The organism is Myxococcus sp. MH1, assembly GCF_059738865.1.
The window spans coordinates 1,099,531-1,122,991 of record NZ_AP026947.1; the positions used below are offsets into that span (position 1 = coordinate 1,099,531).

Annotated in this window: 21 protein-coding genes; 8 read left to right on the top strand and 13 right to left on the bottom strand. The window is 71.4% G+C overall.

The window, feature by feature from the left end:
- Window positions 1–12: 12 nt before the first annotated feature.
- The gene (locus AC6JA9_RS04605; protein ID WP_497959148.1) at window positions 13–792 is read right to left on the bottom strand and encodes an alpha/beta fold hydrolase; all 780 of its coding nucleotides are present in this window, start codon (window positions 790–792) and stop codon (window positions 13–15) included.
- Window positions 793–889: 97 nt separating this feature from the next.
- Here AC6JA9_RS04605 and AC6JA9_RS04610 point away from each other — a divergent pair, with 97 nt between their 5' ends.
- Entirely contained in the window at window positions 890–1,390 is a 501-nt protein-coding gene (locus AC6JA9_RS04610) for a nuclear transport factor 2 family protein (protein ID WP_408888178.1), read from the top strand.
- A 240-nt stretch (window positions 1,391–1,630) separates the two neighbouring features.
- Window positions 1,631–2,047, top strand: coding sequence for a type II secretion system protein GspG (locus AC6JA9_RS04615; protein ID WP_497959149.1), 417 nt, complete (start codon window positions 1,631–1,633; stop codon window positions 2,045–2,047).
- Window positions 2,048–2,107: 60 nt separating this feature from the next.
- Here the strand turns inward: AC6JA9_RS04615 and AC6JA9_RS04620 are convergent, their stop codons facing one another.
- Both AC6JA9_RS04620 and AC6JA9_RS04625 read right to left on the bottom strand, forming a co-directional pair.
- Complete coding sequence (locus AC6JA9_RS04620) at window positions 2,108–4,267, bottom strand: Kelch repeat-containing protein (RefSeq protein WP_497959150.1); 2,160 nt, start codon at window positions 4,265–4,267, stop codon at window positions 2,108–2,110.
- A gap of 152 nt (window positions 4,268–4,419) precedes the next feature.
- Window positions 4,420–4,923, bottom strand: a complete 504-nt coding sequence (locus tag AC6JA9_RS04625) for a hypothetical protein (protein ID WP_497959151.1) — start codon at window positions 4,921–4,923, stop codon at window positions 4,420–4,422.
- Window positions 4,924–5,146: 223 nt separating this feature from the next.
- Here AC6JA9_RS04625 and AC6JA9_RS04630 point away from each other — a divergent pair, with 223 nt between their 5' ends.
- Window positions 5,147–6,223 carry a leucine-rich repeat domain-containing protein gene (locus tag AC6JA9_RS04630; protein ID WP_497959152.1) on the top strand — a complete coding sequence of 359 codons (1,077 nt, stop codon included), beginning with the start codon at window positions 5,147–5,149 and terminating at the stop codon, window positions 6,221–6,223.
- 4 nt (window positions 6,224–6,227) lie between these two features.
- Here the strand turns inward: AC6JA9_RS04630 and AC6JA9_RS04635 are convergent, their stop codons facing one another.
- From AC6JA9_RS04635 to AC6JA9_RS04660, 6 genes are all read right to left on the bottom strand, one after another.
- Window positions 6,228–7,019: a ceramidase gene (locus tag AC6JA9_RS04635; RefSeq protein ID WP_497959153.1), complete on the bottom strand. Its 792-nt coding sequence runs from the start codon at window positions 7,017–7,019 to the stop codon at window positions 6,228–6,230.
- Window positions 7,020–7,047: 28 nt separating this feature from the next.
- Window positions 7,048–7,782: an urease accessory protein UreG gene (gene ureG / locus AC6JA9_RS04640; RefSeq protein ID WP_223745905.1), complete on the bottom strand. Its 735-nt coding sequence runs from the start codon at window positions 7,780–7,782 to the stop codon at window positions 7,048–7,050.
- A gap of 12 nt (window positions 7,783–7,794) precedes the next feature.
- A complete protein-coding gene (locus tag AC6JA9_RS04645; protein ID WP_223782466.1) occupies window positions 7,795–8,457 on the bottom strand; it encodes an urease accessory protein UreF in 663 nt (220 codons plus the stop codon).
- 20 nt (window positions 8,458–8,477) lie between these two features.
- Window positions 8,478–10,193 carry an urease subunit alpha gene (gene ureC, locus AC6JA9_RS04650; RefSeq protein WP_497959154.1) on the bottom strand — a complete coding sequence of 572 codons (1,716 nt, stop codon included), beginning with the start codon at window positions 10,191–10,193 and terminating at the stop codon, window positions 8,478–8,480.
- Window positions 10,190–10,960: an urease subunit gamma gene (gene ureA / locus AC6JA9_RS04655; protein WP_223745908.1), complete on the bottom strand. Its 771-nt coding sequence runs from the start codon at window positions 10,958–10,960 to the stop codon at window positions 10,190–10,192. The genes ureC and ureA overlap by 4 nt, the downstream gene beginning before the upstream one ends.
- Before the next feature lie 84 nt (window positions 10,961–11,044).
- Window positions 11,045–11,881 (bottom strand): urease accessory protein UreD, encoded by an 837-nt coding sequence (locus tag AC6JA9_RS04660; protein ID WP_324289123.1) that lies wholly within the window; start codon window positions 11,879–11,881, stop codon window positions 11,045–11,047.
- 387 nt (window positions 11,882–12,268) lie between these two features.
- Here AC6JA9_RS04660 and AC6JA9_RS04665 point away from each other — a divergent pair, with 387 nt between their 5' ends.
- The 3 genes from AC6JA9_RS04665 (at window position 12,269) to AC6JA9_RS04675 (ending at window position 15,509) form a co-directional block, all read left to right on the top strand.
- Entirely contained in the window at window positions 12,269–13,459 is a 1,191-nt protein-coding gene (locus AC6JA9_RS04665; RefSeq protein WP_497959155.1) for a GTP-binding protein, read from the top strand.
- A gap of 281 nt (window positions 13,460–13,740) precedes the next feature.
- Window positions 13,741–14,853 carry a saccharopine dehydrogenase family protein gene (locus tag AC6JA9_RS04670; protein WP_223745910.1) on the top strand — a complete coding sequence of 371 codons (1,113 nt, stop codon included), beginning with the start codon at window positions 13,741–13,743 and terminating at the stop codon, window positions 14,851–14,853.
- Window positions 14,850–15,509 carry a TetR/AcrR family transcriptional regulator gene (locus tag AC6JA9_RS04675; protein ID WP_223745911.1) on the top strand — a complete coding sequence of 220 codons (660 nt, stop codon included), beginning with the start codon at window positions 14,850–14,852 and terminating at the stop codon, window positions 15,507–15,509. Before AC6JA9_RS04670 ends, AC6JA9_RS04675 begins: the two co-directional genes overlap by 4 nt.
- A gap of 10 nt (window positions 15,510–15,519) precedes the next feature.
- On the opposite strand, the gene AC6JA9_RS04680 is transcribed toward AC6JA9_RS04675, so the two are convergent.
- The 3 genes from AC6JA9_RS04680 to AC6JA9_RS04690 form a co-directional block, all read right to left on the bottom strand.
- Entirely contained in the window at window positions 15,520–15,879 is a 360-nt protein-coding gene (locus AC6JA9_RS04680) for a PilZ domain-containing protein (protein ID WP_046710982.1), read from the bottom strand.
- Window positions 15,880–15,960: 81 nt separating this feature from the next.
- Window positions 15,961–16,653 (bottom strand): TFIIB-type zinc ribbon-containing protein, encoded by a 693-nt coding sequence (locus tag AC6JA9_RS04685; RefSeq protein ID WP_255652663.1) that lies wholly within the window; start codon window positions 16,651–16,653, stop codon window positions 15,961–15,963.
- A gap of 57 nt (window positions 16,654–16,710) precedes the next feature.
- Complete coding sequence (locus AC6JA9_RS04690; RefSeq protein ID WP_223782470.1) at window positions 16,711–18,132, bottom strand: galactose oxidase-like domain-containing protein; 1,422 nt, start codon at window positions 18,130–18,132, stop codon at window positions 16,711–16,713.
- A gap of 199 nt (window positions 18,133–18,331) precedes the next feature.
- Here AC6JA9_RS04690 and AC6JA9_RS04695 point away from each other — a divergent pair, with 199 nt between their 5' ends.
- Complete coding sequence (locus AC6JA9_RS04695) at window positions 18,332–19,759, top strand: ELWxxDGT repeat protein (protein ID WP_483576976.1); 1,428 nt, start codon at window positions 18,332–18,334, stop codon at window positions 19,757–19,759.
- A gap of 44 nt (window positions 19,760–19,803) precedes the next feature.
- Window positions 19,804–22,677 (top strand): hypothetical protein, encoded by a 2,874-nt coding sequence (locus AC6JA9_RS04700; protein WP_497959156.1) that lies wholly within the window; start codon window positions 19,804–19,806, stop codon window positions 22,675–22,677.
- A gap of 4 nt (window positions 22,678–22,681) precedes the next feature.
- Here AC6JA9_RS04700 and AC6JA9_RS04705 read toward each other — a convergent pair whose 3' ends face one another.
- A complete protein-coding gene (locus AC6JA9_RS04705) occupies window positions 22,682–23,455 on the bottom strand; it encodes a glucose 1-dehydrogenase (protein ID WP_483576977.1) in 774 nt (257 codons plus the stop codon).
- Window positions 23,456–23,461: the final 6 nt, after the last annotated feature.

Here is a 23,461-nt window from a genome sequence, read left to right on the forward strand (position 1 = left end):
TCGAGCAGGGCCTCACTCGCGCAGGAGCCACTCCAGCAGTTCCTTGGCCGAGTCCACGTGGACGAAGTGGCCGGCGTTGGGGAACGTCGTCACCGGGCAACCAGCGGCCTCCAGGCGCGCGGCCTCGGCGTCGGAGACGTAGCGCGAGCGGCCTCCTCGGACAGCGCGCATGGGCGGACGGTCCGGACGCTCCACCGCGGCCCACAGGTCCGTGCCGTTGACGCGCGAGTGCAGCTCCGCGAGCGCCTGCCGGTCGAAGCGCCAGCGCACCCCTTCTCCCTCTGGCATCAGGTTCATCACCAGCCAGTCGGCCAGATGGTCGGACAGTCCACGCGAGGTGAGCTCGGCGCGCATGTCCTTGCGGTTGGGCGCGCGCGGCGGCGCCTGGAGGAGGAGGCCCAGCACCATGCCGCTGTCGGACAGGTCGTACGGCACGGGGCCCGGCGCGATGTCGAGCAGCGAGACGTGGGCGACCGCCTCCGGGACGTGGAGGCTGGCGGCGAGCGACACGCGGCCTCCGAGCGAGTGGCCCACCCAGTGGAGCGCGCCGCTGAAGCCCTGGGCCCGCGCGGTGTCCACCACGTCGCGCGCCACGCTGAAGAGGTCCGAGCTGGGCGGCGGGACAGGGGAGGCGCCATGGCCGGTCAGGTCCGGGAGGAGGAAGCGGCGCCGAGGGTCCGCCGCGCTCCACGCCGTCGCCAGCGAGCGCAGGTTGCGCCCCGTGCCCAGGAAGCCGTGCAGCAGCACCGTGGGCACATCCCCCTCACCGACCTGGAAGCTCTCGAGGACCACGCGACTCACACCTTTCTGGCCAGCCCGGGTGCGCTTGACCCGGGGGTGGGCCGTGCCGCTTCATACCGCGAACTTCTCTTCGACGAGGTCGCTTCGCGTGTCCACTGTCTCCCTGTTGTTGTTCGTGCTCGCCGCCGCCCCCGTGACGGGCAAGGCCGCTGACCCGAAGGCCGGCATCACCACGGTGCTGGATGACTGGCACCTGGCCGCCGCCCAGGCGGACGAGGCGCGCTACTTCAAGTACTTCACCCCCGACGCCGTCTACCTGGGCACCGACGCCACCGAGCGCTGGACGCGCGACGAGTTCCGCGCGTGGGCCAGGCCCTACTTCTCGAAAGGCAAGGCGTGGACCTTCAAGGCCACCTCGCGCCACATCACCCTGTCCAAGGACGGCAAGGTGGCCTGGTTCGACGAGGTGCTCGACACGCCGAACCTGGGGCCCAGCCGTGGCAGCGGCGTGCTGGTGAAGGACGGCGCCACCTGGAAGATCGCCCAGTACAACCTGTCCATCCCCATCCCGAACGACATCGTCGATGACGTGGTGAAGCGCATCGCGGAGGCGTCGAAGCCCGCGGCGGCGCCCGCGCCGAAGAACTGAGTTGCCGCCGAACCCCTGCGTGGGAGCCCTCGGCCTGGAGGTATCGCCGACAGTGGCCCCTTGCAGGGTGAACCTCATGCAGGCACGAGGTCTGCACTGGCCTCCCCGTGGCTCCTCTCTCCGGTGGTCGGAGAAGGGCCACGGGGCAGCGCTGCGCGTGAAGCCAGACGCTGGAACGACATGGCGACGCACGCGACGAAAGCGCCCCTGCCAGAACGTCACATGAGGTGAAGAACAGTCATGAACCGGAACAAGTCCAGGCAGTACCGGCGTCACCGTCGCGGCATGACGCTCATTGAAATCATGGTGGTCATCACCATCCTCGGGCTCATCGCCGCGGCGGTCGGCGTCGCCGTCATGCCCATGCTGGGAGAGGCGAAGGAAGACAGGGCCTCGTTGGACATCAAGAACATCGAGACCGCGCTCAAGCTCCACTACACGAAGACCGGACGCTTCCCGGACACGAGTGCGGGGCTCGGCGCGCTCGTGGAGAGCCGGGTCCTGGAGCAACTCCCCAAGGACCCGTGGCAGAACGACTACGTGTACCTCAACGAGGGCGGTCGCCCCGTCGTCCTCTCCTACGGCGCGGATGGCGCCGCGGGCGGTGAGGACGAGAACGCGGACATCGCGTCCTCCGCACAAGCCCACAAGGGTTGAGCCGGACCGAGAGACTCGGGGGGCGACGGGCCCGAAGCACCGTCGCCCCGTGACACGCCGCTACGGCGTGTACAGCTCCGCCGAGGGCTCACCGGCGGGCCCGCAGCCCACCGCGAGCACCTCCTGGGTGTACAGCGGCGTCAGCGTGAAGCCCGCGCGGGCGACGCGCATGCCCGCCGTCTCCTTCCAGGTGTTCGTCGCCGGGTCGAACAGCTCCGCGCTGGCCAGCGTGGTGGTGACGGGCTGTCCGCCCCCCACGCGCGACAGGCCTCCCGCCGCCATGAGCGCGCCCGACGCGAGCAGGGCGCTCGAGTGCTCGTGGCGCGTGGTGGCGAGGCTCCCCACCGGAGTCCACGTGCCCGTGGTGTGCGAGTACACATCCGCCACCTTCACGGAGAACGCGCCGAAGTTGAGCGAGTTGCCCGTGCGTCCGCCCGCGGCGAGCGCCAGCCCGGAGCCCAGCACGTCCAGCGTGAAGTCGCTCCTCCCGGCCCAGGCGATGTTGGTGGTGTACGTCCACGCCCCCGTGGTCGGGTCATAGAGCTCCACCGTCGGCGTCTGCGTCGTCATGGAGTTGGCGAAGTACGTGCCGCTCGCCGCCATCACCTTGCCATCCGGGAGCAGCACGGCGCTGTGGTCCGCGCGGCCGAAGTTGAGGCTGCCCGTGACCGACCAGGTGCCCGTGGCCGGGTCGTAGACCTCCGCGCTGGTCAGGTAGTTGATGGTGTTGATTCGTCCACCGGCCACGACCACCTTCCCGGTGGGCAGCACCGTGGCGGTGAAGCCCTCGCGCGCGTTGTTCAGGCTGCCACGCGCCGTCCACGTGTGGGTGTCCGGGTCATACAGCTCCGTCGTGGTCTGCGTGGTGGACGCATTGCCGCCGATGACCAGCACCTGTCCCCACGGCAGCCGCACGGCCACGTGTCCGCTGCGCGCCTGCGTCATCGAGCCCAGCGACGTCCAGGTCCTGGTGGCCGGGTCATACGACTCCACGCTCGCGAGCGGGGTGCCGGAGCTCGAGCCGCCCGCCACGAGCACCGCCCCCGAGGGCAGCTCCGTGGCGGTGTGCTGGCAGCGTCCCACCCACAGCGAGCCGGTGGCGCTCCACGACTGCTGTCCCGGCTCATACAGCTCCGAGGACGCCGTGGGCGTGGCGCCGATGGCGCCGCTGGAGAGCAGCACCTGCCCGGAGCGCAGCAGCGCGGACACGCCGCCGGTGCGGCTGGAGAGCAGGGGCGCGGTGATGCTCCAGGTGCCCGTGGCGGGGTTGTACAGCTCGCTGGTGCCGCTGCTGTCGAAGACGAGCACCTTGCCGGACGGCAGCAGCGCGGCATGGTGACTGGAGCGGGCGCGGGACATGGAGCCGGTGGGCGTCCAGGTGTTGGTGGCCGGGTCGTACAGCTCCGCCGTGTTGGTGCCGCTGCCACCGGCGATGAGCACCTTGCCGGAGGGTAGCATCGTGGCGGTGTGGCTGTGGCGCGCCCGGCTCATCGGGGCGGCATGGGTGAAGCTGTTCGTCGCGGAGTCGAACAGCTCCGCGGTGCTCAGCGTGCTCAGCCGGCCGCTGCCACCCGCGACGAGCGCCTTGCCGCCGGGCAGCGCGGTCAGCGTGTGCCGGTAGCGACCTCCGTTCATGCTCGTGGCCGTCCAGCTGTTGGTGAACGGGTCATAGAGGTCCGCGCTGGAGAGGATTCCGATGGCGCCCGAGTAGCCACCGGTGATGAGCACCTTGCCCGTGGTGAGCTTCGCGGCCTGCCCCACCGTGCGCGTCGAGGGAGAAGCGGCCGCGGCGGTCCAGGTCCCCGTCGTCGGCCAGTAGATCTCCGCGGTGTTGAGCACGACGCCCGCGCCCCCGCCGCCGTAGCCGTTCGCCACCAGCACGCGGCCATTGTCCAGCAGGGTGGCGGTGTGCTCGCTGCGAGCGCCCGTCATCGAGCCCGTGGACGTCCACGAGGCGTTGGCCGGGTTGTACAGCTCCGCGGTGGTCGTCACGGCGCCGGAGACGCTGCCTCCGACGACGAGCACCTGCCCGGTGGCCAGCCGCGTGGCGGTGGCGTTGCTCCGCGCTTGGAGCGCCGAGGTGGTCGGAAGCCATTGCGGCGCCGCCAGCGCGGAGGTCTGGGTATCCGTGGCGGGAGGCGGTGACTCCACGGTCGGGGGACCGCAAGCCGCGCAGGCGAGGAGCGTGAGCAGGGCAGGGAGGAGCGCAATTCGTTTCATGGGAGCGCCCGACGGCGCGGGAATCGCTCTCCGCTCGGGCGCGGCGAATCCTGGACCCTTATCCCAGTCAGTTCAAATGGACCCTGACCGGGTCGGTCGCCACCTCGACGCTGGAAGGAAAGTTTTGAGCGTGGTGTGTCAGGCGTTGCATCTCATTGGATGTAGGTGACGACCTGGCTCCGGCAGGTGGAGGGGTCGAAATAGGATTGCGTCGGGTCGATGGTGCAGAGGACCCCCTGATTGCCGGCGGAGGCCTGGTTGATGACGCCGGAAAAGACTCCGTTGCTGTCGCGGGTGACAGAGAATTGCCAGATGCACGTCTTCGCGTCGGTAAACGCGTTCATGAGATCGGTCGTGAAGAGGTACTGGTGGGTTCCCGGAAGGTTGGTGACCACTCCCGCCGAAGCGAAACCGCCGGCGGCGACGGAGTTCGGGAAGGGAGGGGTCAGGGTCCCGGATGACGAGACCGTGACGCCGGTGAGGTTCAGGACGTAGTACTCCTGCCACGCCATGCACAGCAGGGGCATGGCACCGGGAGTCGAGGGGCGCGAAGGCAGCACGAAGGTCTCTGTCCAGGATGGCTCGGCGAGACCGCTGGTCGGGGCAAGGGACAGCGGCAGGGCGAAAGCCAGCAATCGCTTCACGTTCCGGGTCACGAGAACCTCCTGGAATGCCATTGCGGGGATGGGCTCAATTCCTAACATGGCTGCCGTTGGCGCTGCAAACGCGGTGGGTGGGATTGAAGTGGGAGCAGATGTTTTCGAGGAGGCGTGGACCGGCCTGGAATACAGGGAGGTCGGGCGCACCTGCGTCGCGCGCCGGGCTCCGGGATGAATTCGCGCTTCCCCCACGGATTCGGATGCGGGTAGGGAGCAAGACATGCCGAAGAAGTCCGTGTCGCCGACGACGCAGTGGAAGAAGGTGGAGAAGCAGGCCACCCAGGTGCTGGGGAAGGGCTCCACCGGGCGCTACCAGGAGGACCTGGAGCCGCGCGTCGTGCCGTTCTCGGCCGTGCCCGACGTCGCGCCGCTGCTGCCCGCCGAGTACGTCGGGTTCATCGAGGCGCTCGGCTACCGCTGGTTGTCGACCTCCGAGTCCACGCTGGGCTTCCTGCCGCCGCGCTGGCGGGTGAGCCTGTCCCAGCAGACCGGTGTGCCCGACCGGAGCTGGGACGAGGTCCGCGCCGAGCGCGAAGCGGGGACGCACACGTACGCGTTCGTGATGTTCGCCGCGCGCGACCTGGAGGACGTCAACGGCTTCGCCTTCGGCCAGGGCACCCAGGGCGACGGGCTGGTCGTCTGGAGCGTGGAGGAGAGCCTCCCCGTGGACGAACTGGGGCCGTTCTCCGCCTGGCTCGCGGAGGAGCTGGGCTCGATGGCCGAGTCACTCCAGGGCGCGGAGGAGGGCGCCACCTCCCAGGAGCCGCCGGACCTCGCGCAGGCCTCCCTCCCGAGGGCGGCCGCGTCCAAGGCCAAGGGCGCCTTCGTCCTGTTCGACAGGTTCCCGCGCGACTCCAAGGAGCTGCTGTTCAACGGCCGCAAGCTGGGGGAGCTGCCGCCGGTCATCGGCGAGTTCACCGAGCTGGAGTCCCTCTGGGTGCGCACCACGGGCATCCAGCAGGTCCCACCGGAGCTGGGGCGACTCACGAAGCTCAAGAAGCTGGACCTGTCCTTCAACCCCGCGTTGGCGCAGCTGCCGCCGGAGCTGGGGAACCTCGAGTCACTCGAGTCGCTCAACCTGCGGCAGACCGGCGTGACGACCTTGCCCGACTCGCTGGAGCGGCTGCGTCGCCTGACCTTCCTCGACCTCCAGTCCACGCCCCTGACGACGGTGCCCCCGGTCCTCTTCCGGATGCCGTGGCTCAGGACGCTGGACCTCTACTCGACGACGCTGCCGCCCCAGGAGCTCGAGCAGCTCCGGCTCGCGCTCCCCGAGTGCAAGCTGGGCCTGAGCTGACGCCTCACGTTCCGGGCGGCGTCAGTTTCACGCGCGGGACCACGCCCAGCAGCCTGCCGAGACGTGAGTCCTTCTCCAGCGTCCGCAGTCGCTCCTTCGCGATGACCAGGAGGAGCGCGTTGAACCCGAAGGCCACCAGCACGTGCCACCACGCATGGAACTGGGGGTTGGGGATGCCGTGCGCGGGGAGCGTCTCGTTGAGCGTGGGGCAGAACTGGATGTCGCTGACCCACAGCACGATGGCGAGCGCATAGGACGCGATGCCGAGCTGGAACAGCCGCTTCGTGCTCGCATCCGGGCTGCGCCGCTGGAGGACGTAGGTGCGGCCGAGCGCGAAGAACTCCAGCGACGCGAAGCTCACCTGGAAGAGGAAGAACTGGAGCGCGCCGCGCGTGAAGGCCGTCAGGTACGTCACCAACACCGCGTGACCGAACAACAGCCACGGGAACCAGCGCCCGAAGCGCCGCTGGGGTCGGTCCTCCAGCAGGATGTAGACGATGACGATGGCCAGATAGAGCATCGGCAGCTCGTCCAGCATCTGGTGCTCGCGGCGCAGCGTCGTGTGGAACGCGGTGCTGCCCACGCCCACCAGCGCGAGCAGTCCGAAGGCGAGCAGGAACCGGCGCTCCAGCACGCGCCAGTGGAGCACGACGCCCAGCACGCCGACGAGGACCAGCACCAGGCTGGAGGCCGAGTTGAACAGCTCGCCGATGTGGAAGAAGTGCTGGTAGTTCGTCTCGCACCAATCCACGGTCGAGGTGCTCGGGCCCCAGTAGCCCGTGGGAGTCGCGGACATGTGGAGCGGAGCGTAGCACCTCGCGGCCTCAGCCCGTCCGGGCCCCGGTGCGCTGCTTCCACGCGGTGAGCAGGTGCTCGACGACGACGTCCAGGCCCACGCCCTGGGTGACCTGGGTGAAGACGAAGGGGCCGTCGCCGCGCATCTTCTTCGCGTCGCGCTCCATGACGCCCAGGTCCGCGCCCACGTGGGGCGCCAGGTCCGTCTTGTTGATGATGAGCAAGTCGGACTGGGTGATGCCCGGGCCTCCCTTGCGCGGCACCTTGTCCCCGCCCGCCACGTCGATGACGTACACGGTGTAGTCCGCCAGCTCCCGGCTGTACTGCGCCGCCAGGTTGTCGCCGCCGCTCTCCACGATGAGCAGCTCCGGCGTCAGCTCCTCCATGAGCTGCTCGAGCGCCAGCAGGTTGTGGCTGATGTCCTCGCGGATGGCCGCGTGCGGGCAGCCTCCCGTCTCCACCGCCTTGATGCGCTCGGGTGAGAGCGCGTGGTTTCGCACCAGGAACTCCGCGTCCTCCTGGGTGAAGATGTCGTTGGTCACCACGCCCAGCCGGTGGCGCTCACGCAGCGCGCGGCACAGCGCCAGCACCAGCGCCGTCTTCCCGCTGCCCACCGGCCCGCCGATGCCGATGGTGAAGGCGCGCGCCTGGTAATCACGCCGCTTCGGCTCCTCGCGCTCGTGGAAGTGGCCCGGATGCTCCCACTCCTCATGCGTGTGGTCGTGCTCATCGTCGTGGCCGTGGCCCCTGTGGTCGTCGTGCATGTGCGCTTCACCTCAGGACAGGAAGAGCCTCGAATAGAGGCGGTCGTGCGTGGAACCCAACAAGTCCAACAATGGCGAGGGCTGCGCGAGCGCCTCCAACCCCAGCCCCGCGCAGCGCTCCAGCACCGCGTCCAACAGCGGCGTTGCCTGGTGCTGGAGCTGGTGCGACTCGTGCGTGCCGACGATGCCCAGCCGCACCGCCGCCGACAGCGCGCCGCGCAGCGTGAGCGACAGGTGCAGCCGCTGCGCCTCCGACAGCTCCACCTCCAGCGCGCGGACCACCGCCCCGAACACCGGCGCGTGGTGGAAGCCAATCCCCGCGGCCCGCGCCGACTCGCGCAGCGGCCCCACCGGCCCGGGGAAGATGCGCGCGCACGTGTCGAGGAAGGCCCGGCCCTGCGTGCGGCTGGCCCGGTGCGCGACATGGCTGGTGAGGAACGCGTCCGCCCGCGCGTCCAGCTCCGGCAGTCGCGAGGGCTCGCGGTGCGCCGCGCTCAACAGCGGCAGGGCGCCATGCCCCGCCTGCCACAACAGCTCCCGCGTGAAGCGGCGAAGCTCCGGCGCGCCGCGCACCTCGCCGGCCTGCACCGCCGCCTCCAGCCCTCCCGAGTGGGCGAAGCCCCCCGTGGGAAAGCCCGAGTCCGCCAGCTGGAGCACCTTCCAGGACGAGCCCATGCGCGGAAGTCCCCGTCCTTTCAGAACAGCGAGTAGCGCTGCGCCAGCGGCAGTCGGACGGCGGCCTCGCAGCGGAGCAGCTCCCCGTCCGCGCGCACCTCGTAGGTCTCCGGGTCCACGGTGATGACGGGCAGGGCGTCGTTGAGCCGCATGTCGCGCTTGCCCAGTCCCCGGCACCGCTTCACCGCGACGGCGCGCTTGCCCAGACCCAGCTCGCGCGTGGTGCCCTCGGCCAGCGCGCGCGGTGAGACGAACACGAGGCTGGTGGCCCCGAGCGCCCGGCCCCTGGCGCCGAACATGGGCCGCATCATGAACGGCTGCGGCGTGGGGATGGACGCGTTGGCGTCCCCCATCTGTCCCCAGGCGATGAAGCCGCCCTTGAGCACCAGCTCCGGACGGATGCCGAAGAAGGCCGGGCGCCACAGCACCAGGTCCGCCAGCTTCCCCACCTCCACCGAGCCCACCTCGTGCGACAGCCCTTGGGCGATGGCCGGGTTGATGGTGTACTTGGCCACGTAGCGGCGGATGCGCAGGTTGTCGTTGTCACCCTGCTCGCCGGACAGCCGCCCGCGCTGCTCGCGCATCTTGTGCGCCGTCTGCCACGTGCGACAGATGACCTCGCCCACCCGCCCCATGGCCTGGCTGTCCGAGGACATGATGCTGATGGCGCCCAGGTCGTGGAGGATGTCCTCCGCGGCGATGGTCTCGCCCCGGATGCGGCTCTCCGCGAAGGCGACGTCCTCGGGGATGCCCGGGTCCAGGTGGTGGCAGACCATGAGCATGTCCAGGTGCTCGTCCAGCGTGTTCACCGTGTACGGGCGCGTGGGGTTGGTGGACGAGGGCAGCACGTGGTCCACGCCGCACACGCGGATGATGTCCGGCGCGTGGCCGCCGCCCGCGCCCTCCGAGTGGTACGTGTGGATGGTGCGGCCCTTGATGGCCGCGAGCGAGTCATCCACGTAGCCCGACTCGTTGAGCGTGTCGGTGTGGATGGTGACCTGCACGTCCTCGTCCTCGGCCACGGTGAGGCAGGTGTCGATGGCGGCGGGCGTGGTGCCCCAGTCCTCGTGCAGCTTCAGGCCGATGGCGCCCGCGCGAATCTGGTCCACCAGGCCGTGGGGCAGGGACGTGTTGCCCTTGCCGGTCAGGCCGATGTTGAGCGGCAGCGTGTCGGTGGCCTGGAGCATCCGCTGCAGGTTCCACGCGCCCGGCGTGCACGTGGTGGCCTTGGTGCCGGTGGCGGGGCCGGTGCCGCCGCCCACCCAGGTGGTGATGCCGCTGGCGAGCGCCTCGTCCGCCTGCTGCGGGCAGATGAAGTGGATGTGCGTGTCCAGGCCGCCCGCGGTGACGACGTGTCCCTCCGCGGAGAGGGCCTCCGTCGTCACGCCCACCACCATGCCGGGCGTCACGCCGGCCATGATGTCCGGGTTGCCCGCCTTGCCGATGCCGACGATGCGGCCCGCCTTGACGCCGATGTCCGCCTTGTAGATGCCCGTCCAGTCGAGGATGAGCGCGTTGGTGATGACCAGGTCCAGCGCGTCCGCGTCGCCCACGCCCGCGCGCTGGCCCATGCCCTCGCGCAGCACCTTGCCGCCGCCGAACTTGCACTCGTCGCCGTAGACGGTGGCGTCGCGCTCCACCTGGGCCCACAGGCCCGTGTCGCCCAGCCGCACCTTGTCCCCGGTGGTGGGGCCGAACATGTCCGCGTAGTGGCGACGGTCCATCTTCCGGCTCATTCGCGCTCCTCCTCGTGGCCGAAGCCCTGCTCGCGGACCTGCGCCATCGCGCGCTCACGGTTCTCGGCGGACACCTTGCCGCTGCCCAGCGCGTTGCCGCCCCGCACCACCTGCTCGCCCGCGATGGCGACCAGGCTCACCGTCTTCGTCTCCCCCGGCTCGAACCGCACCGCCGTCCCCGCGGGGATGTCCAGGCGGTGGCCGTAGGCCTTCTCCCGGTCGAACACGAGCGCGCGGTTCGTCTCGAAGAAGGGGTAGTGGCTGCCCACCTGGATGGGGCGGTCTCCCCGGTGCGTGACGCGGAGAAAGACGCTGTCGCGGCCCGCGTTGAGCTCCACCTCGCCGGGCAGCACGCGCACCTCGCCGGGGATGCCGTCGTCCGCCGCGGTGGAGGCCGTGAAGCGCTCCCGTGGGGGCACCGGCAGGAAGCTGCCGTACAGCGCGAGCTCCAGGTCGCCGTGCTCGGCGACGATGGGGTGGTGCACCGTCACCAGCTTGGAGCCGTCCGGGAAGGTGCCCTCCACCTGCACCTCCGCGAGCATCTCCGGCACCCCCCGCATCACCTGCGCGCGCCCCAGCAGCTTGCGCCCCAGGTCCATCAGCTCCGCCACGCTCCTGCCGTCACGGATGAACTCCAGCAACTGCGTGGCGATGAGCGCGACGGCCTCCGGGTAGCTCAGCCGGACGCCTCGGGCGAGCCGCTTCTGGGCCAGGAAGCCCGCCTGATGCAGCAACAGCTTGTCGACGTCTCGAGGGGACAGGTGCACGCGCGCGACTCCCGGGGTTCGACGGCGCCATGACTTGATGCGTCAACACTAGTGCAGGGCCGGGGTGCGCCGCCAGGAGGGGGCTCACACGCGGCGGGCCCAGGGGTCGTCCCCGAGGAGGGCGGGGAGGAAGGACAGCCAGTCGTGGGTGGTGCGCACCAGGGACTCGACGGAGACGGCGGCGGCGCGCAGGAGCAGGCCGTGGGGGCCCAGGGGGCTGGCGGAGGGGACGAGGTCGGCGCGTGGGGTGACGGGCAGCGCGGTGACGCGGGCGAGCAGGGCCTCGCGGGCGGTGGCCAGGGCGGGGCCGACGAGGAGGAGGGAGGCCATGGCCTCGAAGCGGCCGAGCCGCTCGCGCAGGGGGCCGTGGGTGGGGTCCAAGAGCCAGCGCTCGTCGACGAGGGCGCGCTCGCCCACGTGGACGCGCAGGGTGGAGGCGTAGTGGGAGAAGGCCCAGCGCTCGCCGCTGGCGCTGCGGCCGGAGGTGACGATGTCGGCGAGGACGAGCGACGCGGTGGGCGCGAGCCGGAAGGCGAGTGTCTGGGCGTAGCGCGCGCCGGAGAAGCACGCGGTGGGGTCCGGCACCCACGCGAGCAGGGCGTCGTCGCCCACGCGGGCGGACACGTCGCTCGTGCAGCCGGAGGGGGAGCGGTAGACGCGGTTGGCGCCCTGGGAGGACAGCCACGCGGTGGCGCCGGGGGCCACGTCGAGGTCGAGGCGGAGCGAGTCTCCGTCCACCAGCCCGCCGCCGAACGAGCTGGTGTACGCCCACGCGGCGTGGCCGTGGTTGCGCGGGGTGAGCAGTCGCAGCGGGCTGTGCGCCAGCGCGGTGCTCACCACGGTGCGCCCCCCCGCGCGCTCGAAGGCGAGCCGGGCGAAGCCCGCGCGTCGGGGTGTCTCGGAGGAGGGGACCTGGCTCACGTGGCTGGAGCCTGGACCAGTTGGCGCCGGAGGGAAAGGGGCCACCTCGCGTCAGACCTCCAGGGGCGTCGCGCGACGTTGCTCCCCTTGGACAGGCATTCTCCCGAGCCCCCCGCCGCATCACCTCTCTGCGGGGCTCCCGTGGCGACACGGGGGCCGGGGCTCGGGGAGCTCATGCGGGTGATACCCAGACACGATGTCTGGTGTTGCAGCGAAACGGCAGGCAGGGAAGCCCAGGGTCGGTCCAGTCTGCGGGATGGCGGACGCCTCGTTCGTTCCGGTTGATGCAGTTCTCCTGAATTGACAGACAACCTGTGTCTCCCAGTGATTTCCCTGGGATTTATCGCGGGCCGGCGCATCGGCGGACCGGTCACGGTGAGGAATGTCATGCGTGTGCAGGCGGAGCTCGAATCTCTCAAGCCCCGAGTGAACATCGGCGTGCTGGGCCACCAGGGCCACGGCAAGACGACCCTGGCGGCGGCCATCACGAAGCTGCTGGCGAAGTCGGGTGATGCCCCGGTCTGGTCGCCGACGGGGTGGGGCACGGCCAGACAGACGCGGGCCCGGGGAATCTCCCTCTCGATGATGCACATGGAATGTCAGACGTCGAATCGGCGCTACTCGCACGTGGACCCTCCGTCGCATGTGGACTGCGTGAAGGGGCTGCTGACGGGGGCGACGCCGATGGATGGGGCCATCCTGGTCGTGTCGGCGGACGAGGGCCCCATGCCCCAGACGCGCGAGTACATCCGCCTGGCGCGCGAGGTCGGCATCAAGTCCATCGTGGTCTTCCTGAACAAGTGGCGCCTGATGGACGACCCGGAGATCCGCGAGCTGGTGGAGCAGGATGTCCGGACGCTGCTGAAGTCGTATGACTTCCCGGGCGATGAGACGCCCATCGTCATCGGCTCGGCGCAGAGGGCGCTGGCGGGCGACACGGGGGCGTGGGGGGAGCCGGCCATCCAGCGACTGCTGGAGGTGGTGGACCGCTCCATCACCCCGCCCAGGTGCGCGACGCGCGAGCCGTTCCTGATGCCGGTGCAGGGGGTGCGCTTCATCATCGGTCGCGGCGCGGTGGTGGGAGGGCGGGTGGAGCGCGGCACGCTCCAGCTCCACGAAGAGGTGGAGGTGGTGGGCCTGGGGCCGACGCTGAAGACGGTGGTGACGAGCATCGGGCGGTTCCACGAGCCACTGCGTGAAGGCCGGGTGGGCGACAAGGTCGACGTGCGGGTCCGCGGCCTGGAGAGCTGGAGCCTGAAGCGTGGGCAGGTGCTGGCCAGGCCCGGCAGCATCCGCGCGCACCACCGGTTCATCGCGCGGGTCTACCTGCTGCCCCGGGCCGATGGGGGGCGACACGGCGTGCTGCTCGACGATGACCGCCTGCGGTTCTGCCTCCATGGGACGGACATGATGGGGGCGGTGAAGCTCTTGGAGGGGGAGCGGCTGGGGAAGCCGGGCGACAGCCTCCTGCTGCTGGTGGAGCTCACCGACCCCGTCGCGCTGGAGGAGACGCTGCGCTTCGAGGTGCGCGAGGGCGGTCGCACCGTGGGCGTCGGCATCGTGACGAAGGTCTGCTGAGCCGCCCCCTCGCGGTCATCTCCAGGTACCGGGCTGCTGGCTTCCTTGTCGAGGCCGGGGGGAGAGGTGCGTCGTGTCCTTCGTTCCGGTCGCCCCGATGCGCTCCAAGGCTGCTTTGCTCTCCTCCGAGACGATGATGGCGATGGGCCATCCCCCTGTCCGGAACACCTTCGCCCCGTCCACCTCCGGCTCCCGGGCGATTGTCGTGAAAATTAGGTCGAACGACCTATATTGTCCTCCCGTGAGGCACGGACGGTCCGTGTCCGTGCACGGGAGTCTTCATGGAGTCCGAGGGAAGCGTCGTCCTGGTGGGTGGCTATGGCGTGGTGGGAGTCCGGCTCGCCCGGCTCTTGAGGGAGCGGCACCCGAAGCTGCCGCTGGTCATCGCCGGACGCCGGCAGGAGCAGGCCGCCGCGCTCGCCTCCCAGCTCGGGCTGGCCCAGGGCGTGGCGATGGACATCCGCGCCAGGGACCCGCTGGCCGTGCTGAAGGGCAGGCCCGCCGCCGTCGTCACCCTGGTGAACGACCCCGAGGACCACCTCCTCGTCTGGGCCGCGCGCGCCGGGGTGCCGCTGTTGGACATCACCCGATGGACCTCGCGCATGCGCTCCGCGATGTTGCGCCTGTCGGGCACGCCCCCTCGCGCGCCCGTGCTGCTGGGCTCCTCGTGGATGGCGGGGCTGGTGCCTCGCCTGGTCGCCGTGGCCGCCGCGCGCGTGGGGGCGCTGGCCCAGGTGGACGTGGGCATCCGCTTCGCGCTCGCCGACGTGGCGGGACCGGACTCCCTCGAGTACATGGACCGGCTGGCCCTGTCCTTCGAGGTGAAGGAGGACGGCCAGGAGCGCCACGTGCTGCCGCTGACGGATGGACGGAAGGTGACCTTCTCCGACGGGAAGAGCACGCGGGTGTTCCGCCTGGACACGCCCGAGCAGGCCACGCTGCCCGCGGTGCTGGGCGCGCGCGGCGTGGCGACGCGGATGGGCTTCGACGCGGACTCCGCCACCTGGGCCCTGGTGGTCCTCCAGCGGCTCGGCGTGCTCAAGCTGCTTCAGCATCCCCGCCTGACGCGCCTGCGCCGCGCGCTGCTCGCCACCAGCAACAAGGGCGGTGACGCGGCCTGGGTCGCGGACGTGGTGGGCGAACGCGGCCGCGTCCGGGTCGAGGTGGTCGACCCCAAGGGCCAGGCCCACCTGACGGCCGTGGGCGCGCTGCTCGGCGTGGAGCGGCTGCTCGGCGTCGACGGCGCGCCGCCGCACGCCCCCGGCGTGTGGTTCCCCGAGCACGAGCCCCGCGCCGAGCACGCCCTCGCGGCGCTGCGCGCGTGCGGCGTCCAGGTGCGCCTCGACGAGTCGCTCGTCGGCGCCGCCCCCGTCCCGTCGATGGTGGCCGCGTGAGCCCCCGCCGCGCGAGCAAGCCGCCCGGCACGCTCCCCTCCGCGAAGCCCCGCGCGGGCACCGCCGTCCACGCGAAGGGCCACGAGCGCGTGGAGCGCATCCTCGACGCGGCCATGGACGTCCTCGTGGAGGAGGGCTCCGCGGGCCTCGCCCTGCGCGGCGTGGCCCAGCGCGCGGGGCTGAGCCTGGGCAACCTCCAGTACTACTTCCCCACCAGGCAGGACGTGGTGCGCGCGCTCCTGTCGCGCTACCTGGAGGCCGCCATCCGCCACGTCCGCGAGCGCATGGACGGCGCGGGCACGCACCCCGACCAGCGGCTGCGACACGCGCTGGACGCCATCCTGGAGGACCAGGAGTCCCCCCGGCACTTCCAGCTCTTCGCCGAGCTGTGGGCCCTGGCCGCGAGGGACACCATGGTGGCCGAGGCGCTCGGGGTCTTCTACGCGGGCTATCGCGAGGGGCTCGTCGAGCTGCTCACGCCGCTGACCCCCGGGCTCACGCCCGCGCGCCGTGAGCGGCGAGCCGCCCTGTTGATGGCCTTCTTCGAGGGCCTGTCCCTCTTCCGCGGCGGCGGCAGCCTGCGCTCCGTGGCGGTGCCGGGACTGGAGCAGGAGCTGCGCGCCCTCTGGGCCGACTGGACGACCCCGCCCGAATGACGGCGCGCCTTCAGTCCTCGGCGACGAGCACCGACTTGAGGCGCTCGAGCGCCTCCGGGGTGACGTCCATGAACGCGAGCCCCACCTCGTAGACGGCCGCCGCGTCCTTGGGCAGCTTGCGCAGCCACGCGACGCGCGCGCGACACTCCAGCGTCGTGCCGTCTCCCAGGAACAGGTCCACCTCCAGGTTGCTGCCCTCTGTGTACGCGTCGTCGGAGTAGATGCGCACGCCGCCGAGGCTCGCGTCCAGCACCCGCTGCTTGTCCCCGAACTTCAGTCGCGCCGGGCGCGCATAGAGCGGCGCCTGGAGGCGAGGGAACGAACGGCGGTCATCCGCCAGGCTGCTCTTCTGACTTGCTGGGTTCATCATCGGCGCTCCCCCCGTCAGGATCCGGCGGGTCTCACGGGCCTGTCACGAGCATAGGGGATTCAGACGCGCCGTGCAGGTGGGTCACTGGAACAACCCCGCCACCACCGCGAGCAGCCCGCCCACGGCCGCGGAGACGACCTCGCCCCCCTCCACCGCGGCTTCGACGGCCGTGCCCACCCCCTCGGCGGCGCTGCCCGCCAGGTCCACCGCCCCCACCGCCAGCTCCACCACGTCCACCGATTCGGCCGCCTGCTCCATCGTGGACTGAAGGACTTCTGTCACCCGGGTGCGGGTCGGGGTGTCGCCCGCCACCTGGGAGAGCGCGACGGCCGCGGCCGCCGTGGTGCCCGCCGCCGTCAGCCCCACCACCAGCGGACGCTTCCAGCGGCGGTGCCAGTCCATCAGCTGCTTCAGCTCGTTCGCGTCCAGCCACAGCCCGTGGCAGCGCGAGCACACATCCACCGCGCAGACCTCCGTGCGCACCTGGGACAGCGTCTCGTCGCAGGACGGACAGCGCGCGGCGGGTGAGCCACACAGGCCACATTCTTCGCGCGTGGCCGGAACATGGTGCCGCGCGTGGCGGCAGCGCCGGGTCGCGGAGGGCAGCGCGGCCTGGAGCGCCTCCGTCCTCCAGCCCGGCGCCAGCCGCTCCAGCTCGCCCGCGTCCAGCCAGTGTCCCTGGCAGCGCGCGCAGGTGTCCACGGGGACACCGCGCAGGTCGATGACGCGCAGCGGGGGCGCGGGGGGCGGGCAGACGGGGCAGGAGCGTTCCATGACCCGGGCATCCTTCCATGAATCCGCCGGGGCCCGCAGGGGGTGTCGACGCGGGGCTCACGGGGGCGGGATGCGCAGCCTGCGGCCGTACGAGGGCACGCCCGCGTCGTTCACGATGAAGAGCTGGTAGTAGCCCGGCGGCGCGAGGTTGCGGTTGGGGGGCGCGGTGACGGTGAGGGCGCCGGAGGTCCGGGTGAAGGCCAGGGTGAGCAGCCGCTGGTTCATGTCGAAGGTGTGCGTGGTGGAGTTGAGCGCGATGAGCGACACGCGGGTGATGCGGGCCGCGTCGGGTGTCGTGATGGAGAAGGTGGCGCCGGGCTGGGACGTGGTGGGCGCGGCGGTGATGACGGGGCGCGCGCCCTTGAAGAGGTAGGGCGGGGAGAAGACCTCCGCGGTGCGCTCGTTCGCGCCGCCGGCCGACAGCACGCGCCCGTCCGGCAGGAGCGCCGCGGTGGAGTGATAGCCGCGGTAGCGCACCTGGCTGGCCAGCGAGGTCCAGGTGTTGGTGGCGGGGTTGTAGAGCTCCGCGTGGCGGACGGGCGAGGTCGCGTCGTCGAAGCCGCTGCCGCTGCTGCCGCCGACGATGAGCACGGTGCCGTCCGGCAGCAGCACCGCGTTGTGCTGGCGCCGGCGGATGCTCATGGGCGCCACGTACCGCCAGCTCGGCGCCGCCACGGTGAGGTCTATCTGCTCCACGGTGGCGGTGGGCGGCTCGCCTCCGCCGAAGAGCGTCACCTTGCCGTCGATGAACACCGCGGGCCCATAGCTGCGTCCGCCGAAGTTGCTCAGGGGGCCGGTGGTCCAGGCGCCGTTGCCATTGGGGTTCAGCCAGAGCGAGCCGCGCAGCGAGCCCGCGTAGAAGAGCTGGCCGTTGGGCGCCAGGAACATCTTCGGATAGAAGGGCAGGTTGCGCCGGGCGCCCGTCAGCGTGCGCCACGTGTTGGTGCCCGCGATGAAGCGCTGGGGAATCTCGTTGATGTCGCCCGCTCCGGCGATTTCTCCGGAGATGACCACCACGTCGCCGTTGGAGAGCGTGGTGTTGGTGGGGTACCAGCGCCCGGCGTTCATGTCCGGCAGCCGGGTCCAGGTGTTGGTGTTGAAGTCGAACGCGCTGGTGTCGGGCAGGCCCACGTGGCTGGCGATGTGGCCGCCCGTCACCAGCAGCTTGCCGTTGGACAGGAAGCTGTGGCCGCTGCAGAAGATGTTGTAGCCCGCGTACGGATACGTGGTGAGCGCCCCGGTGGACGGGTCCCAGCGGCGGGGTGGCAGCGCGCCCTCGTCGAACTCGCCGAAGAAGAGCACCTTGCCGTCCGGCATCAGCGACAGGTGCGTGGCGGAGATGGGCCAGGTCAGCACGCTGGACCAGCGCCCCGTCAGCGACGGCACCTGGGCCCTGGCCGAGGTGGCGCCCAGCACCACGAGGCCCAGCAGGTGGACGGCGAGGACCGCGCACCGACGAGGCAGGGGAGGGTGGCGCATTGGCGGGCTCCAGGCGGGGTCGGGCGGACGAGGGGCCAGAACCTAGGGACGTCGCGCGCGGGCGCGAGCTGTCCGCCCGTCGCAAGTCACTGACGGCTGGGTGACGAGCCGTGCCACCGGAGGACCGTTGTCCGCGGAGGGCGCGAGGTGGCTTGGTCCTCTGTCTGGCTCGATCCGTGTCGACGAAGGAGATGTCCCGATGAGGTGCCGTTGGCTGCTGTGGGTGGGTCTGCTCGTGGGGTGTGCCCCGGCCTCGGGAGCGCCGGAGCCGGTGGAGGCGGCGGCTTCGCCCTTGTTGGAGTCCTGGGAGTACTGCTCGCGCACGGCGGTGTCGCTGGGGGTCACGCTGGTGGAGGACAGGCCCTACACCCCGCCGATGGCGCCGAGCACGGGCGGCATGGTGTTCAGCGCGGAGGACGCGGAGCGCGGCCGCGAGCCCTGGGTGAGCTCGGGCGCGCCGGGCGCGGGGACGCGGCTGTTGAAGGACGTGTTCCCGGGGGGGGGCGGCTCGGAGCCGACCTGGTTCACGCGGGTGGGCGCGAAGGTGTTCTTCGCCGCGAACGACCCGGCGGCGGGGCGGGAGCTGTTCGTCTCGGATGGGACGCCGGAGGGCACCGCCCGGGTGAAGGACATCTGGCCCGGCGAGGTGGGCTCGTTCCCGAACGCGCTCTTCGAGTACCAGGGGCTGTTGTACTTCACGGCGGGAGACCCGGCGCATGGGCGGGAGCTGTGGCGCAGCGACGGCACGGCGGCGGGAACGGTGCTGGTGGAGGACCTGGAGCCGGGGGTGGAGGACTCCTCGCCGGACCAGCTCACCCGGGGTGGGGACGGCGCGCTGTACTTCGTCATCTCGTCCCGGGGGTTGTTCACGCGGCTGATGCGGCTGGGGGTGGGGCCGAACGCCGCCGAGGTGGTGCGTGTGCCCAGTGACCTGGGCTTCCAGTTCCCGTTGGTGCCCGTGGGCCGCAAGCTGTTCTTCGTCAGGAGCCAGCAGCACCACGGCGCGGTGGGGTTGATGGTGTCGGAGGCGGGAAGGGCGCCGGTGATGCTGGGCACCTTCGCGCGCGTGGGGGAGCTGGCGGCGGTGGGGGAGCGGCTGGTGTTCAGCGCCGCGGCGCACATGGAGGACGAGAACCTGGAGTTGTGGCGCAGCGACGGCACGGCGGCGGGCACGGTGCTGGTGGAGGACGTGCGCGCGGGCAACGTCGGCTCCAATCCGCGGAACTTCGCGGTGCTCGCGGACACGCTCTTCTTCGCCGCGGACGACGGCACCCACGGCGTGGAGCTCTGGGACAGCGACGGCACGGCCGCGCGCACGCGCATCTTCGGGGACCTGGAGCTGGGGCCGGGCGGCTCGTTTCCGCAGGCGCTGACGGTGGTCGAGGACCACCTGTTCTTCAGCGCGGACATCCGGGGGCGGGGCCAGGAGCCGTGGGTGAGCAACGGCTTTCGCGTGGGCACGGTGCCGCTGACGGAGCTGGCGCCGGGGCCTCGGGGCTCGTCGCCGAGGAGCTTCCGGCGCTCGGGGTGGAGCGTCTTCTTCTCGGCGGAGGATGCGACGGGGGTGCGGCGGCTCTTCACGCTGCCGTTCCGGCCGGACGGCAGGTGCCTTGTGCCGGGGCCGTGAGCGCCTGGAGGAAAACAGGTCCCGGGACGTTGTAGACAGGGGGCATGGCTCCCTTCTGGGACAATGGCGCCGTTCGCGGCGCGCGGGTGCGGTGTCCGGGCTGCACCCGCTTCAATCCTCCCGGTGTCCGGTGTCCGAGCTGCGCCTGTGGTCCGGTGGCGCCCGAGCACTACGGCGCGGCGCGCATGCTGTTGCACGCGGGGGTGGACCGCTTCGCGCTGACGGGGCGACTGGAGGCGCTGGAGCCCGGGCTGGCCCGACAGCTGGAGGCCCAGTACTCCGGGCAGTGGGCGGGGGTGTTGCGCATCGTCGAGGACGCGCGGCGCTGCGAGCCCTTCCTGACGCTCGGGGGCTTCGTCGAGGAGGCGGAGGACCGCTGGGCGGACGTGGTTCCTTGGAGCCAGCCGCCGGTCTCTCGTGACGCGGCGGCGGAGGCGGATGACTCGCTGGAGGCGCTCTACCAGCGGAGCGAGGACCCGGGCGTGCGACAGCTCGCGGCGCTCGCGGCGGTGAACCGGGGGCGGCCGTCGCGAGAGCTGTACTCCGCGGCGCAGGGCGCGCTGTACGCCGACGGGCTCGCCTGTCTGGAGGCCGCGCTCGCGTTGACGCGCTGGCGGGTCTGGTTCGTCGCGCCGTCGAGCCGGCCGCAGCGGGAGCTCATCGCCCGCCATGCGCGCGACGTGTTCGCGAATCATCCGGAGCATGCCGCCCGCGCCGCCGTGGCCTGGGTGCGCGCCACCGGCAAGGCGCCGGAGGTGGACCTGCTGCTCGCGCTGCGCGAGGGCCTGCGTGCCGAGGACAAGGACCTCGCCTTCGAGTGCGCGCTCGTGTTGGGGGACGAGAGAGGGCTGCTCGCCGCGCTGCGCTCGGACGCCGAGGCCAGGGCCGCGCGGGGCTCGGACGGTGAGGGCAGGGCCGCGCAGGGCTCGGACGATAAGGGCAGGGCCGTGCAGGGCTCGGACGATGAGGCCAGGGCCGCGCAGGACTTGGACGATGAGGCCAGGGCCGCGCAGGACTCGGACGATGAGACCAGAGCAGCGCAAGGCTCGGACGATGAGGCCAGGGCCGTCCAGGGCGCGGACGACAAGGCCAGCGCAGCGCAAGGCTCGGCCGATGAGGCCAGAGCCGTCCAGGGCGCGGACGACAAGGCCAGCGCAGCGCAAGGCTCGGAAGACAAGGCGAGGGGCGCGCTGAACTCGGACGGTGAGGGCAATGCCGCGAAGGACCCGGATGCCGAGGACCGGGCCGCGCTGGCCGCGAGGACGCTGGCCGCGATGGGCGCCCCTGCATTGCTCGCGGTCCTGAGGGAGACGCGCAGCGCGGTGCTCGCGCGCGAGGTGATGCGACGCTGGCCCTCGCCCGCCTCGTGGGAGGTGGTGGACGCGCTGCTGACGGTCTCCGCTGGATTCGATGACGGGCTCATCGAGCCGCTGTCCCAGTGGGCGCGCCAGACACCCTTCGCGCACCTGTCGCCCGAGGTGCGCGAGCGCTGGCGGCAGTGGGCCGATGACCGCCTGGGGACGTTGCCCGCGGCGCGTGTGCTGAAGATGCTGGAGTGGGTGCGCGATGGCGACGAGGCCCCGGACGATGCGTCCGCGACAGCCTTCCATCGCGCCGCCGCCCAGGCCCTGTCCTCCGCGTCTTCATCCGAGCGCGCGGAGTTGCTCCACTCACGCGCGCTCGTGGACTTCCTCGTCCACGGAGACGTGGAGGAACTGGCCCTGGTGCACACCTGGGCGCGGGACGCGGCGTGCGCGGCGCCGCTCCTGGAGTTGCTCGTGTCGCTGCCCGGACGCCTGCGTCGCGAGCGCCCGGTTCCGGGGCGGTGCGCGCGGCTGCTGATGGCCGCGTGGGAGCGCCCCGCGCGCTCGACGATCCTGGCGCCCTTGAACAAGGCGGTGCGCTCCTGGAGCGGCATCTCCGGACGCGAGGAGCTCATCGACGCGGTGTGGCTGCGCTTCCAGCGTCACCCCGTCGAGCGCGCGGAATTGCTGGCCGTGTTCGAGCCCTGGCGACAGGAGCTCTGGGAGCGTCAGCTCGCGGCACAGCCGGACGCCATCGCCATCTTCGAGACGTGGTGGCGCGTGGACTCACAGAAGAGGCTGCCCGACCTGGTGTCCTTCCTCGTGGAGAACGCGCCCGTGGACACGCTGTCCGCCAGGCTTCCCTCCATCTGGGCGGCGGCCGAGGCGCGCGTGGACACGTGGCCTCGCTCCACGTCACACGCCGTCTTCCTCGCCGCGGCGCCGCTGGCCGGGGCCCTGCGCTCGGGACACGACGCCCTCGTCCCCGACGCGGAGCGCTTCCTCGCGTGGTTCCCCGGCTTCGAGGCGCGGGTGCTCGCGGCGTCCTCGCCCGAGGCCGAATCCAGCTACCAGCGGGACCTGCTCGAGGACCTGCACGTCGAGGTGCGGCTGATGCGCGAGGCCCTCGAGCGTCGAGCCGAGGAGGCAGAGGCCCTGCGCCAGGCCGAGCTGCGCAAGCGGGTGGAGGAGTCGCGGCGCCGCGACCAGGAGCGTCAGCTCGAGCTCGCCCGTCTCGAGGTCGAGGCCGCCGCGCTCGAGGCCGCACAGGCCCGCGCGGAGCAGGAGGCACACCAGGCCCGCCTGGCGGAAGCGCTGGCGCGGTTGGGGCCGCGTCCCACGCAGCTGCGACGGTTCGACGCGAACCCCCAGGTGGAACTCCTCCCCATCGACGTGGAGGTCATCTTCCCCGGCGCGACGATGGCCTCGGTGCTGGACTACTCGCGCATCCTCAAGGCCCTCAGCATGGGCGACGACGCACTGGAAGTGTTCGCCGCCAATGGCCTGTCCGTGACGTCGTGGGGCACGGAGGGCCGCGCCTGGGGCGAGGCGATGATTCGACGCCCGGAGCTGGGCCTGCGCTTCTCCCAGCTCTTCCACGCGCCTTGGAGCTGAAGCGCTACTGCGCGGTGGAGCCGCCGTCGAGAATCATCTCCGCGCCCGTCATCAGCTTCGACTCGTCCGAGGCGAGGTAGACCACGGCGTTGGCCACGTCATCCGGCTCCCCCATCGCGCCCTGCGGAATCGTGCGCCGCAGCCCCTCGCGAGCCCGCTCCGGCGAGCCCGAGGACGCAATCAGCGCCTTCACCATGTTCGTCTCGATGAACGTGGGGTGGATGGAGTTGCACCGGATGCCGTAGCCGTGGTGCGCGCAGTGCAACGCCACCGACTTGGTGAACATGTGCACGGCGGCCTTCGCGCTGCCGTACGCCACCAGCGTGGGCACGCCGATGAGCCCCGCCACGGAGGAGATGTTGATGATGGAGCCCCTGGCGCCTGACTTGCGCATGGCCTGGATGCCGTGCTTGCAGCCCAGGAACGTGCCGTCCAGGTTGACCGCGTGCACCAGCCGCCACTCGGCCAGGGTGATGTTCTCCACGTCCTTGGGCACGCCCAGGCCCGCGTTGTTGACGAGCACGTCCAGCCGGCCGAACTTCTCCAGCGTCACCTCCATCGCGCGCACCCAGTCCTCCTCGCGCGTGACGTCCAGCGGGACGAACAGGCCCATGCCCTCACCCAGGGACCTGGCCACCTCGACGCCGGCCTCCTCCTGCTGGGGCCGGTCCGTCACCACCACCCTGGCGCCCTCGCGCGCGAGCATCCGCGCCGCCGCGCTGCCCAGCCCGCCCGCCGCGCCCGTAATCAGTGCCACCTTGCCTTCCACGCGCTTCATCGTCGT